This window comes from Paenibacillus sp. FSL L8-0708, from assembly GCF_038009325.1.
GTDB classification, from domain to species: domain Bacteria; phylum Bacillota; class Bacilli; order Paenibacillales; family Paenibacillaceae; genus Paenibacillus_AQ; species Paenibacillus_AQ odorifer.
In genome coordinates this window covers 6,370,508-6,383,478 of record NZ_JBBPBC010000001.1, presented here as the reverse complement: position 1 = coordinate 6,383,478, position 12,971 = coordinate 6,370,508, and the positions used below count along the sequence as shown (strand labels likewise).

The window sequence follows — 12,971 nt, the reverse complement described above, 5'->3', positions numbered from 1 at the left end:
AAACCGCCTTTTCAACGAAGGCGGTTTTCTTATGGTCAAATATCAACATTAGAATTTAACATAGCCTATAATATAAGAATTTATATGTTCCATGTTGTAAATTATCCTTATATTTCTCGCTTAAACGCTTACCGTCCTTAAAGGGACGTCGAAGTCGTGTATGCTTATTCATCTTCAAATAACTCACGCAACATCCCTTGACGATCGTTCATAAACGCTTTGGTCACGGTATAATGTTCGGTTTCCTCCAAGGCGACGGACCGTACTCCCTCCCCCTCCAAGAGAAAAATTTCAGCACCGGGATAGGACATCAGAATGGGGGAATGAGTTGCGATAATGAACTGTGAATCTTGCCCGACCAGCTCATGCATACGCACCAGCAGAGACATTTGACGTAAGGGGGAAAGCGCTGCTTCAGGCTCGTCGAGGATATAAAGGCCGCGGCCGCCGAAACGGTGAACGAATGTAGCTAAAAAAGACTCTCCGTGGGACTGCTCATGCAGAGATTTGCCTCCGTAGGAGTCTTTGATCGGTGGGCCACCGGGTTGTTCATCCAACTCATCAATATAAGAAGCCACATTATAGTAACTCTCCGCACGCAGAAAAAAGCCGTCCTTCGGCCGTCTAACCCCTCTAGCAATTCTAAAATACTCATAAAGATTCGAATGCGAGGAACGAGTGTTAAAAGAAAAGTTTAGCGTTCCACCCTCAGGGTTAAAGCCCCAAGCAGCAGCAATTCCCTCTAACAAGGTTGATTTGCCCGTGCCGTTCTCTCCAACAAGAAAGGTCACTGGTTTTTGAAAAGTCAGGCGATCCAGCGTTCGAACAGCAGGCAGATGAAATGGATAGGTTTGAAAGGATGGCACCAGATCACGCAGCAGCTCTGCGTGTCGCAAATACAACGTGGTGTTATTCATAGTTCCCCCCTTGTGAATTTCAAAAAGTAATCATCTTCGGACAGATTGGACAGAGATGACAAGTTTAGTGCCTCTAGCTAGACCTTTATAGTATAACAGCATCCAGCGAGTGGATGAAATCTGACGGGGTTCGGGCAAGCCGGGCAAAAGACAGGGTACATCTGCCAATTTAGTTCTAGTAATGACAGATGTCCATGAGGCGAGTGCTGACTCCGCATATAGTTATACTGTCTTGAGAATACAACGGGGCAGGGTGAAGGCCGTGAAAGCGAAAAGGAGAAAACACAAGCGTCCGCGAGATTATCGCGACGGTTATCACGAAGGATATCGTCTTGGCATGTGTGAGGCTGTGCAGCGTCGGAGTACTGTAGAGGTCGAAGCCTGTCGGCCATTTAAGCTAATGTATGTTCCTCAAGGGTTCCATGCAATCGATACTGGGGTAATTGAGGCGCTTCAGCAGCTTGTAAGTGAGCTTGTGATAAGCACTCCAGAAACTATGCTGGAGACCGCAGCTCGGGAGATGCCCGGGGCAGTGCTGGTTATGAATGGACTGCATGTTTTTCCGGAAAATCATTTAGAACAGATTACAGAAATCAGAAAGCTGGGCATTCGGACTGCGATCTGGTTTGTGGATGATCCTTATTTTACAGAGGATACTTCAGTGATTTGCCGGCATTATGATCACGTCTTTACGCATGAGCTCGGTTGTGTGGAGTTTTATCAATCCTTTGGAGTTCCATCCGTTCATTATTTACCGCTTTGCGTCAATCCAAAGATGTTCTATCCGCGCCGTACGGCACCGCAGTATAAGTACGACATTGTGTTTATTGGCAATGCATTTCATAATCGGACAGCGCTGTTTGATGAACTTGCCCCCTATCTAAAGGATAAGAAGGTGCTGATCGCTGGCGGCTTCTGGGAACGGCTTGCGACTTATGACCAGCTTGCCCCTTTTATTAGCAATGGCTTTATCCCGCCTGAGGAAACTGCGAACTATTACAGTGGTGCAAAGCTAGTCATTAATATTCACCGTCCGTGGGAGGAGGGGCAGGATAACCGGAATAGCTTCCGTTTACCATCACGCTCTATCAACCCACGTACTTATGAGATCAGTGCCTGCGGTACTATGCAGCTTACGGATGTTCGTGAGGATCTGGGCAATTATTATCGGCCAGGTTATGACTTGGATACTTTTGGCTCTGCTAAGGAATTGCAGGAGAAGATTGAGTACTATCTGAAGCATGAAAAAGAGCGCCGAATTTACGCTTTACGGGGACTACAGACAACCATGCGCAACCATACATTCACTGCGCGTTTGCCTCATTTGCTGAATGTGATTGCTTCAAGTGTATGAAATCTATAACGGGATAAAGGAGCGAGGATGATGATGAACAACAATGAATTTATTATGCCTGCACCACCGCTACCACTGACACCTCCAGAGGAAGAAAAGCTTCGTGGTCGTCTGAGTGGTTTTAAGGGCGGATATGATGAGGGATATTTACGGGGGCGGCTTGCGATTTTGGATGGTCGGCCAGAAGAAGTATTTCCTGTACGGAATATTCATGTAATGTATGTGGCTTCTGGTAAAGGATATCCCTACTCTCCATTAGACGATGCAGTCCTCTACGCGCTGCAAAAATTAACCACACAAGTCACGATAACAGATGTGCGTCAAAACTTAGTGGAGTTAGCCGCCACTCAAAGACCGGATCTGGTACTTGTGCTGGATGGTATGGATTTACCGCTTGAGCAGATCTCCGTTCTTCGGGCTAGCGGAATTAAGACAGCCATTTGGCTTACAGATGATCCTTATTACACTGATTTTACAGTTAAAATTGTGGCGCATTACGATTTTGTGTTCACGCTTGAGCGTAATTGTATTGATTTTTATAAGGGACTTGGCTGCCCTGAAGTTCATTATCTTCCTTTTGCCGCTCACCGCGAGCATTACCGTCCAACTACAACACGTTCACCATTGAATCGCGAAGTTAGTTTTATTGGCTCTGCCTATTGGAACCGGGTTAATTTCTTCCGTGAGATTCTTCCGGATTTGATGAACTATAACACGGTGATTAACGGCATCTGGTGGGACCGTCTGCCTGAGGCGGCACTCTATGGAGATCGAATTGAGATTGGCAAGTGGATGTCACCACAGGAAACAGCGGTAGCTTACAGCGGATCCAAAATCGTCATTAACCTCCATCGCTCGCACATTGATGAAGTAGTGAACAACAATACGCTTTCGATTCCGGCGGTATCTCCTAATCCGCGTACTTTTGAAATCGCGGCTACGGGTACGCTGCAATTAGTGGATGCCAGAGATGATATGGGATCTTTCTACAAACCTGGTGAAGAAATTGAGACTTTTGCAAGCCCTCAAGAAATGATGGATAAAATCCGTTATTACCTGACTCATGAGGAAGAACGCCGTGCGATTGCCCTGCGCGCTTTTGAACGGACGCTTAAGGATCACACCTACACCAAACGTATACACCAGCTGTTAACCGTAATTTATGGCTAGGTCATATGCCCGGAAATGGAACGGAAATGTGCGCTTACCAGGGGACAGGTGTCGTGCCGGCATCTGTTTTTCCTCGATATACTGTAGAACCGAACCTCAGCTTATGCCTGTGGCCTGATGAAAAGAAGCAACGTCTGGAGCGGGCTTGTATAGCGGAGCGGAAGCGACTGGCTAGATTCGAGAGCAGAGTGGAAGTGAAGGGGCGAAGCTCGGGAGCGAATTGAAATTGACTGACGAGATTCTAGAGCGAAGCGGAAGCGATGTTGCGAGTCACAGGAGCGACCATTTTCAAAGAGAGTTTTACTGCGAAGGATAGAACTTAGCGCAAAGTTTGTAAATTTTTTAAGGAGGTGAATGGCTGCTCCAGGCCCCTCGTTAGGGAGCGCCGAAACGCCATGGCTGACAAAGCTACAATCGTCCTCTTTTCACATGTATCCAATACACGCAGTATTACGGGAGCGGAGAAGCTATTGTTGTTTTTCGCTCAGGAGCTTTCTCCGTACTTTAATTGTATTCTCGTTGCGCCTCAGGACGGCAAGCTGACTTCTCAGGCTCGAAGCTGTGGAATAAGTGTACAGTTGCTTTCGATTCCTCTTTTATATGGAATGTACACTCCTTATGCAGGGTTGGAGGCAGATGCTCAGAAATTCCAGGAAAGCAGGGAGTATCACGAATTAACAGACTGGCTGAATTCCCTGCGCCCGGCGTTTGTTATTACAAGTACCTGTGTGCATGCTCTGCCAGCAATGGCTGCAAAGTCACTGGGCATTCCGGTGATATGGAAAATATCAGAGACGATAACAGACAATGAATATACACCTATTAGTGTAGGGCTGATTCATCGGAATAGTGATGAGATACTAGCTATTTCACAAACAGCTGCAGCTTGCTTTCCAGAGGACGTGAGAGCGGAAAAAGTGATCCAGCTGCCTCCCTCTTGGAATGATAAAGAGATGATGATTGAGGCTTGGAGCAAGCTTCGGAGCGAACGGCGGCGGGAATTGCGGGTTAAACCGCATGAACAGCTGATCGGTTATATTTCTTCTTTTATCAACAAAGAAAAAGGTCTAGAACATTTTGTGAAAATGGCTGTGCTTGTGCACGCGGTTCATCCAAGCTCGAAATTTGTTGTCATTGGGTCAGCTGGCGATAAAAGCTATTATGAGCGTTGTGTCCGCAAGGTAAAGCTTGAGGGACTGTACACCCGGTTTAAATTTGTTGGTTATGCTGAATGTCTTCCATCTGCTTATTGCGCCATGGATGTGCTAGTGGTTCCTAGTCTGATCCGCGAAGGCTTCGGTATGACTGCTTTGGAAGGAATGGCTTTTGGAAAGCCCGTGATCGCTTACGACTCTGGGGGCTTGCGGGAAATTCTGCACGCAGCGGGCTGCGGCGAAAATCTCGTGCCAGCATCGGACATTTCCGCGCTGGCAGAAAGAGTCAACGTCATGCTGGCGCAGCCGGGATTAGCGTTGACTCTAGGCAGTCAAGCGCGGGAGCGCGTCGACGCCGTCTATGGTCCGGCGGCTTATCGGAGCCGCCTGCAGGGTCTTGCGGAGATGTGGAACCTCCGCTATTGCAGCGCACCTGCGGTGCACGAGGCTGACAGCGTGGTGGTGGTGGAACCACCTGCTGTCCAGCCTGATTTACCCGCAGCGTCGCCGGCTTTGCCGCCGCGAAGCAAGGGCCTGCCGAGCCGCGTCGCCCGCAAGCGGCGCGGCAAAGCCCGGGCGCGCCGGCGAAGCGGGCGACCGTTGGTTTTGCGCCGCGTTGCTCGCAAGCGGCGTAAAGGTTCTGCCCGGCGGCGCAGCACTGCCGGGGGTAAGCGCCGCCGGGCCCGCCGCGGTGGACGGCGGCGCGCGGCGTAAATGCCTCGATTGCAGCGAAGCGGCAAGCTGAGCGCAAAGAGAGGCAAATTTGCCCTCGAATGCGTCGAATTCGGCAAGCTGAGCGCAAAGAGAGGCATATTTGCCCTAGATTTCGTCGAATTCAGCTAGCTGAGTGCAAAGAGAGGCAGTTATGCCCTTGACTGCGTCGAATTCGGCAAGCTGAGCGCAAAGAGAGGCATATTTGCCCTAGATTGCGGCGAAAGTGGCTAGCTGAGCGCAAAGAGAGGCAGTTATGCCCTTGACTGCGTCGAATTCGGCAAGCTGAGCGCAAAGAACGGTATAAATCCCGCAAAAAGAGCTCATTCCAGCAACCGGAGCCCAATGAGCGGTATAATTCCCGCTTATTGATCTCAATCCAGCAACCTGAGCCCAATGAGCGGTATAATTCCCGCTTATTGATCTCAATCCAGCAACCAGAGCCAAACGAACGGTATAAATCCCGCTAAATGAGCTCAATCCAGCAACCAGAGCCAAATGAACGGTATAAATCCCGCTAAATGAGCTAAATCCAGCAACCAGAGCCAAATGAACGGTATAAATCCCGCTAAATGAGCTAAATCCAGCAACTAGAGCATAATCCGCTGACTGAGCAAGTCAGACCATAATTAAACAGGCAGGGGAGTGAACTCATGAAGATCATGACGATTTTAGGCACGAGGCCTGAAATCATTCGCCTCAGTGTAATCATTCCGCTTCTCGACGAACATGCTGAGCGGCACATTCTGGTGCATACAGGCCAGAACTTCACCGCCAGTCTCAGCGGCATTTTCTTTGCTGAGCTGGGACTGCGGGCACCGGATTATGTGCTGCAGGATAAACAAGCAGGACTAGGCGGCCAGCTTGCCGCCATGTTCGGAGGGTTAGAAAGTATTTTACTAAAAGAACAGCCAGATCGCGTCTTGCTTCTGGGCGATACGAACAGCGCGTTATGCGCGATTTTGGCTGAACGTATGGGAATTCCGGTGGTGCATATGGAAGCGGGCAACCGCTGCTATGACCTCCAAGTACCAGAAGAGAAAAACCGCCGTGTCATCGACGCCGTTTCGACCATTAATATGCCTTATACGCAGCAGAGCAAAAGACATCTAATCAGCGAAGGTTTCCCCAGCAGGCGTATCGTGTTAACAGGAAATCCGATCCATGAGGTCATGACCCATTTTGAGCACAAAATCCAGACTAGCGACATTCTGGAACAGCTGAAGCTTACCTCAGGACAGTATTTCCTAGTCACGGCCCACCGTGCTGAGAATGTAGATGATCCAGAGTCCCTTGTACAAATTATGTCGGGTCTAAACGCAGTGGCTGAGCATTTTGGAATTCGTTTAATATGCAGCATTCATCCTCGCACTCGCTCCAAACTTACCGAGCAATTTTCCCTTCCAATGAACCCACTAGTTGAATTTCATGAACCTTTCGGATTTTTTGATTTTGTCTATTTGGAACAGCACGCCTTATGTGCCATCACCGACAGCGGGACTGTACAGGAGGAATGCTGCTTGATGAAAGTGCCAACAGTTACGATTCGCAGAACGACGGAACGTCCAGAAACAGTGGATTGTGGCAGCAATGTAGTCTCAGGTGTAGATCAGAAAAGTATTCTGCGCAGCGTCAAGCTGATGACGGCGCTCAATCGGGATTGGGAGGCACCGGAAGGATACATGACTCCGGATGTTTCGGTCAAGGTAGTTAAATTCTTGCTTGGAGGGAACCTGCATGTTCAATAATAAAAGGATTGTGGTCACAGGCGGAACTGGTTCCTGGGGGCATGAACTGATTAGGCAACTTCTGCCACAAAATCCTAAGGAAATCATCGTATTCTCCCGCAGTGAATCCGCTCAAGTGGCGATGAGCCGGGAGTTTGAAGATCAACGTCTCAGCTTTATCATTGGCGATATCCGTGACAAGGATGCGCTGATTGCAGCCTGCCGTGGCGTTGATTATATCTTTCATCTGGCGGCGCTCAAACATGTTCCAGTCTGTGAAGATCAGCCTTATGAAGCACTCAAAACCAATGTAGTGGGAACTCAAAATGTGATCGAAGCTGCCATTGTAAATGGCGTTGAGAAAGCAATTTACATCTCTACCGATAAGGCTGCGAACCCATCCAACTTCTATGGAATGACCAAAGCGATCGGGGAAAAATTGTTCGTTTATGCCAATCTGATTGGCTCAAACACCCGGTTCGTTACTGTACGCGGAGGTAATGTGCTCGGAACGAACGGCAGCGTAGTGCATTTGTTCATGAAGCAGATTAAGGATAAGGGTCAGGTACGCATTACGGATATGAAAATGACCCGTTTCTTTTTTACCCTACGCGATGCTATTACGTTATTATTTAAAGCTTCTGAGGTTAGCTTGGGTGGAGAAATCTTCGTCATGACTATGCCTACCTGCCGAATTATCGATCTTGCTGAGGTGCTGATTGAAGCTTCCGGAGAGTCCAATGTGAGTATTGTCGAGACCGGGATTCGTCCGGGGGAGAAAATCCACGAGATTTTGATGAGCGATTTCGAAAGCTTAACTACCGTTGTCTACGATGAACAGTATCTAGTAATTCTCCCTACGCTGAACATGCCGGAATTAAAGGCACATTATAGCGCTTATCCTCATGTCTCTTTCAATAGCTTCAGTTCAGAGACGAATCTGATGGATCGGGAAGAGATCAAAAGCATCTTGATCCGGGGAGGGTTCCTGCAATGAAGCTGCTTATCCTAGGTGGAAACGGTATGGCGGGGCATATGCTGGCGGATTATTTTCGCCGCCAGGGCAAGCATCACGTCTTCCATACAACCCGGGATAAGAGCGATCTTGGCGGGCTGTATGTAGATGCGAACGATATAGCCGGAGTTGAGAAGCTGGTCGATATCGTTTCCCCTCATTGCATTATCAATGCAATGGGGGTTCTCAATCAATTCGCGGAGCGTGACAAAATTGGGGCTTACCACGTGAATGGCTTTCTCCCTCATCACTTGTGGCGAAAGGCAGAGGATGTTCAGGCAAGGCTCATCCATATCAGTACCGACTGCGTGTTCGAAGGAACACGCGGAGGGTACACCGAAGAGGATGCTCCTGATGGAACCTCTGTATATGCAATTTCGAAAAGTCTCGGTGAGGTGCAAAAACCCGGGCATCTTACGATTCGCACTTCCATTATTGGTCCCGAAATCCGCTCAGGCGGTATTGGTCTGATGGATTGGTTCCTGGCGCAGAGTGGTAAAGTTTCAGGATACCGGCGGGTGATGTGGAACGGGGTCACAACGCTCCAATTAGCCAAAGCAGTGGATGTAATGCTGGATTCCCCCGTATCGGGGCTGATCCATTTAGCGCATCCAGAGCCGGTAAGTAAATATGAGCTGCTTCAGCATATTCAGGCGGCTTTTCATAAAGAAAATGTGGAGATCATCCCTGAGGATGAACATATTCAGGATCGTACACTAGTGAATACAAGAGCGGATGTCCTCTTGCCGCTGCCTTCATATCCTTTAATGCTGCAGGAACTGGCTGACTGGATGAAACAGTCAGAGATGTATTTATGACAGGTCAAAGACTTCTGATTACCGGAGCCGGTGGATTTACCGGGCAACATGCCGTTCGATTATTTTCGGCAGGAGGGGCTGAGGTTATCGCTGTATTGCGGCCGCAATCAACAGCTGCCTCCACTCTTTTTCCAGAAGGAGTAAAGATATATATTTGTGATTTAAGTGACCGGAAAGCAGTAGCTGAGATGATCAAGCAAACTATACCGGACGCTGTCCTTCATTTGGCTGGGAAGAACTCCGTACCCGAGTCATGGCTTAATCCCTTGCTTTATATGGAGACCAATGTGATGGCCACTTTATATTTACTAGAGGCCATGCGAAGCCTGCCGAGCAGTCGGATTCTAGTGGCAGGCTCCAGACTTAAGTTCAAACCGGGTGTGGTGGCTGGGCCACCACACCCGTACAGTCTTAGCAAAACAATAGAAGAGCTGGTGTCCCTCGCTTGGGGCACCTTATTTAAACAGCCGGTTCTGCTGGCTGAGCCCTGTAATCTGATTGGTCCCGGTCCTTCCACCGGCTTCTGCTCTTTATTAGCACAGCACATTGTCCGAAGTGAAGGCCAGCCAGAAGAGGAAATACCTCCATTTAAGCTCTCTTCTCGTTATGCGCTGCGTGATTTTTTAGATGTAAGAGATGCCGTTAGAGCTTATGATTACATTTTGCGTAAAGGTACAAATGGAACCATCTATCGCATCGATTCGGGGAAGCAGCGGGAACTCGGGGAGATCGCGGAGCAGCTGCTCAGTCATTCTGTAGGTCCAGTGCCAATGGACTGGGGACCCGCAGATGCTGAACGGGCTATTTCAGAGATCGCAGCCACTGCAGATAAGCAGGTTCGTTCAGAAGCATCAACCCCTGAGGCTGATGTGACTTCACTGGGCTGGCGTCCGGAAATTGGACTTAGCCAATCGTTAATGGATATTTTGAATTATTACCGAGTTAGCGGGGAGGGGAGGTTGTTATGAGACCGAAGGTTTCGGTAGTGATTCCTTTTTATAATTGTCCTTATATTGAGCATGCCCTGCAAAGTGCGTTCTCCCAGTCTTGGGAACCTTACGAAATCATTATTGTCGATGACGGCTCACATGCTCATAGCAATCTAATTACACCGTATCTTTCCCGAATTCATTATTTGGGCAAAGGCAATGGGGGAACCGCCTCCGCACTGAATCACGGCATATTGAATGCAACGGGGGACTATGTGGTCTGGCTTAGCTCGGATGATTTATTTTATCGGGATAAGATCAACAATCAGGTTCTGTTCATGGAGCAGAACCACTTGTTAATCTCCTATACCAACTTTAATTATATTAACGCTCAATCGCAGCTGGTTCAGCTGAATGCTGCGCCATTGTTTCCTAGTCACCTGGATTACTTACGTTGTTTTTTACACGGTAATCCCATTAATGGCTGTACGGTGATGTTTAAACGAGAGGTGTTTGGAGCCATCGGACTTTTTGATGAATCACTTCCTTACACCCATGATTATGACTTATGGTTCCGCGCCATTCTAAACGGATATCCACCGGTGATGTTGAATCAATCCCTCACTGCTTACCGGACGCATGAGGGCATGGGAACGATCAAATATTTTGATGTAATTATGGCAGAGGCAGCTGCGACCAATGCCCGCTACAAAAATTCGCTGCAGCACTTGATTTCTTCTATGGGGGGCTGAAGGTAATGTACCGGGAAATTGAAGTGAATGACTTTCTGCCAGTCTTACTGGAACAGTTGAAATTCTGCCAGAGTATTCTGGATATCGGCAGCGGCACCGGTACCCTGCTTGAACGATATGAAGCCGCAGTAGTGCTTGGATTAGAAATTCACAGGCCGTACCTGCTGCATCGTCAATATAAGTCACCTCATATTATTCCGGTACATGCAGATGCCAGTCATATGGATAAATTATTCCTCCCCAAAACATTTTCAGCGGTTACCTTTATTGATTCAATAGAGCACTTTAATAAAAATGAAGCGAAGACTCTGCTAGGGATGGCCGAAAGAATCGCCAATAACCGAGTAGTTGTATTTACCCCTCGGGGCTTTTTTCCACAGGAGGGTATGGATCATTATCATTTGCAGGGAGAGCATTATCAAAAGCATCGGAGCGGGTGGGAGCCGGAGGATTTTATTGCACTTGGGTATGAGGTAACGGTACTTAAAGGTTTCCATCATGCCCAAAACCCATCGTTTCGTGAAGCATTCGGGGAGGGCCATGCACCAGTAGATGCCCTGCTTGCTTGTAAAACAGTATAAAAGTTGAGCTCCGGGTGAAGGAGGTGAGCGCGTATGAGTGAAGAACCTAAAGTATCGGTGATCATCCCATTTTATAACTGTTCGTATGTGGATCTCGCCATCCAAAGTGTCTTGGATCAAAGCTATCCGAATATAGAACTTATTGTAGTCGATGACGGTTCTACCCTATGGCTGGAGAAGTTGGCCCCCTTCCGTGACAGAATCATTTATATACAAAAGAGTAATGGAGGGACGGCTTCTGCTTTGAACAAAGGGATAGAAGTGGCTACCGGAACGTATTTTGCCTGGCTCAGTGCAGATGATCAATTTCACCCGGATAAAATCAAAAACCAAATAGAAAAGCTCAAAAGTACGGGTACTTTGTTTAACTATACAGCCTATTATTATATAAATGAGCAGGGAGAACGGATCTCAGATACGGTAAGTATGCTTTTTAGCAGCAGAGCCCATTTTATTGAGACTATGATGTTGGGTTGTCCGGTGAATGGGAGTACAGTTCTTCTTCATATGGATATATTTCGTGCTGTAGGAACGTTCGATGAAATGTTGTTATATACTCAAGACTATGATTTATGGCTGCGTATTTTACCGCATTTTAGCTGGTCTTATATTGAGTATCCGCAGCTTGATTATCGAGTGCATCAAGAGATGGGCTCAGTGATTTATAGTGAGGCGCAGAAAAGAGAGATAGAACAGGTACAAGCAAACCATCATGGGGTTCTATCGCATCTGCTGCTAAAGGAGAGAGGGGAATGAAATTAATATTTCCTGTTCTAACTCTATCTAGGGGCGGAGCACAACGGATGCTGGCAGAACTGGCTAATCGTCTGTCAGAGATCGGTCATGAAATTACGATCCTCTTGCCCAGCGATGGTGTCGTTGAATACGAGATAAATTGTGAATTGCGTTATGCGGCAGATGGTGATTTGTCGGCCAGCGATTTTCCAGTGGGGGACGTGATTGTCTCCAACTTTTATACCACAGTCGAGGTATCGCAGCAGGCAAGTAATGAGGGAAAAGGGATTCATATTCGTTTAGCGCTTTGCTACGAGCCCACTTTTTTACCTGACAATAGCCGTTCTTTTGCATCCTATAGTTTAACCAGCAATCTGCTTGTACTATCCCGTTGGCAGCAAGAAATCGTCCAGATGAATCATGGGATTAAGGGGACAATCGTGCCCATTGGTGTGAATCCTGTTTTTAGAAATTTGAACATTCGTGAACCTGAAAATAAGCTTGTAGTTTCCGCGGTTATGCGAAAGCCAGAGGGTGGATTCTCAGGCCATCGTGAACAAGACTATTTGCTTGAACAGTTAAATCGGGTCAGAAGACTTCATCCAGAAGTTGAACTTTATTTGATTATTCCTCCTGGTGAATTTGCTGAGTCGACTACCCTGCAAACTTTATTAGCGGACGAACGATATCATATAAGGACTCCTGCAAATGATACTGAGCTTTGTTACCATTATAGTGAGAGCGATATTTTTGTAAGCTCAAGTACGTATGATACGGGATCGCTACCAGGCATCGAGGCTATGCGTTGTGGAGCAGCACTCGTTACTGTTTACTCCGGTGGGAATATGGAATATGGCAGGCATGGCCATAACTGCTTAATGTCCTACCGGTTTGAGAATCGGCTCGCGGATGATATCATAACCTTAATTAAAGACCCGGATTTACGCCAGCGGCTGGCTCGTAAGGGGGAGCAGGATTCACAGCATTTCACTTGGGAAAAAAGCACACAATTGTTTCAGAATGCACTGTTTGAGATCGTAGCGAGGAACTCTTAATAATATGTCCTTAAAATATAAAAAACCTTCAATACCACGTGAGAAGTGGCTTG

The 12,971-nt window shown here is 47.6% G+C and carries 14 protein-coding genes; 12 read left to right on the top strand and 2 right to left on the bottom strand.

Annotated elements, in window-relative coordinates:
- Window positions 1–164 precede the first annotated feature (164 nt).
- Window positions 165–917 (bottom strand): AAA family ATPase, encoded by a 753-nt coding sequence (locus NYE58_RS30010; RefSeq protein WP_076278170.1) that lies wholly within the window; start codon window positions 915–917, stop codon window positions 165–167.
- Window positions 918–1,170: 253 nt separating this feature from the next.
- Here NYE58_RS30010 and NYE58_RS30005 point away from each other — a divergent pair, with 253 nt between their 5' ends.
- The 4 genes from NYE58_RS30005 to NYE58_RS29990 all read left to right on the top strand — a co-directional run bounded on the left by NYE58_RS30005 (window position 1,171) and on the right by NYE58_RS29990 (window position 5,309).
- Window positions 1,171–2,271, top strand: a complete 1,101-nt coding sequence (locus NYE58_RS30005) for a CgeB family protein (RefSeq protein ID WP_076098583.1) — start codon at window positions 1,171–1,173, stop codon at window positions 2,269–2,271.
- A gap of 54 nt (window positions 2,272–2,325) precedes the next feature.
- Complete coding sequence (locus tag NYE58_RS30000; RefSeq protein WP_341004315.1) at window positions 2,326–3,441, top strand: CgeB family protein; 1,116 nt, start codon at window positions 2,326–2,328, stop codon at window positions 3,439–3,441.
- A gap of 53 nt (window positions 3,442–3,494) precedes the next feature.
- Window positions 3,495–3,665, top strand: a complete 171-nt coding sequence (locus tag NYE58_RS29995; RefSeq protein WP_175619029.1) for a hypothetical protein — start codon at window positions 3,495–3,497, stop codon at window positions 3,663–3,665.
- 171 nt (window positions 3,666–3,836) lie between these two features.
- A complete protein-coding gene (locus NYE58_RS29990; protein ID WP_341003769.1) occupies window positions 3,837–5,309 on the top strand; it encodes a glycosyltransferase family 4 protein in 1,473 nt (490 codons plus the stop codon).
- A gap of 207 nt (window positions 5,310–5,516) precedes the next feature.
- Here NYE58_RS29990 and NYE58_RS29985 read toward each other — a convergent pair whose 3' ends face one another.
- Window positions 5,517–5,855 (bottom strand): hypothetical protein, encoded by a 339-nt coding sequence (locus NYE58_RS29985; protein ID WP_341003767.1) that lies wholly within the window; start codon window positions 5,853–5,855, stop codon window positions 5,517–5,519.
- 104 nt (window positions 5,856–5,959) lie between these two features.
- On the opposite strand from NYE58_RS29985, the gene wecB reads away from it, so the two are divergent.
- Genes wecB through NYE58_RS29945 form a run of 8 tightly spaced genes read left to right on the top strand, consistent with a single transcriptional unit; the run spans window position 5,960 to window position 12,918 of the window.
- Window positions 5,960–7,054, top strand: a complete 1,095-nt coding sequence (gene wecB, locus NYE58_RS29980; RefSeq protein WP_076103696.1) for a non-hydrolyzing UDP-N-acetylglucosamine 2-epimerase — start codon at window positions 5,960–5,962, stop codon at window positions 7,052–7,054.
- Window positions 7,044–8,030 (top strand): polysaccharide biosynthesis protein, encoded by a 987-nt coding sequence (locus NYE58_RS29975; protein ID WP_036679704.1) that lies wholly within the window; start codon window positions 7,044–7,046, stop codon window positions 8,028–8,030. The genes wecB and NYE58_RS29975 overlap by 11 nt, the downstream gene beginning before the upstream one ends.
- Window positions 8,027–8,866: a dTDP-4-dehydrorhamnose reductase family protein gene (locus NYE58_RS29970; RefSeq protein ID WP_076130430.1), complete on the top strand. Its 840-nt coding sequence runs from the start codon at window positions 8,027–8,029 to the stop codon at window positions 8,864–8,866. Before NYE58_RS29975 ends, NYE58_RS29970 begins: the two co-directional genes overlap by 4 nt.
- Window positions 8,863–9,834, top strand: coding sequence for an NAD-dependent epimerase/dehydratase family protein (locus tag NYE58_RS29965; RefSeq protein ID WP_341003766.1), 972 nt, complete (start codon window positions 8,863–8,865; stop codon window positions 9,832–9,834). The genes NYE58_RS29970 and NYE58_RS29965 overlap by 4 nt, the downstream gene beginning before the upstream one ends.
- Window positions 9,831–10,547 carry a glycosyltransferase gene (locus NYE58_RS29960; protein WP_076134235.1) on the top strand — a complete coding sequence of 239 codons (717 nt, stop codon included), beginning with the start codon at window positions 9,831–9,833 and terminating at the stop codon, window positions 10,545–10,547. Before NYE58_RS29965 ends, NYE58_RS29960 begins: the two co-directional genes overlap by 4 nt.
- Window positions 10,548–10,552: 5 nt before the next feature.
- Window positions 10,553–11,128 (top strand): class I SAM-dependent methyltransferase, encoded by a 576-nt coding sequence (locus tag NYE58_RS29955; RefSeq protein WP_076277638.1) that lies wholly within the window; start codon window positions 10,553–10,555, stop codon window positions 11,126–11,128.
- A gap of 33 nt (window positions 11,129–11,161) precedes the next feature.
- Complete coding sequence (locus NYE58_RS29950; RefSeq protein WP_076141520.1) at window positions 11,162–11,884, top strand: glycosyltransferase family 2 protein; 723 nt, start codon at window positions 11,162–11,164, stop codon at window positions 11,882–11,884.
- Entirely contained in the window at window positions 11,881–12,918 is a 1,038-nt protein-coding gene (locus NYE58_RS29945; protein ID WP_076141521.1) for a glycosyltransferase family 4 protein, read from the top strand. Before NYE58_RS29950 ends, NYE58_RS29945 begins: the two co-directional genes overlap by 4 nt.
- The last annotated feature ends 53 nt before the right edge of the window (window positions 12,919–12,971 follow it).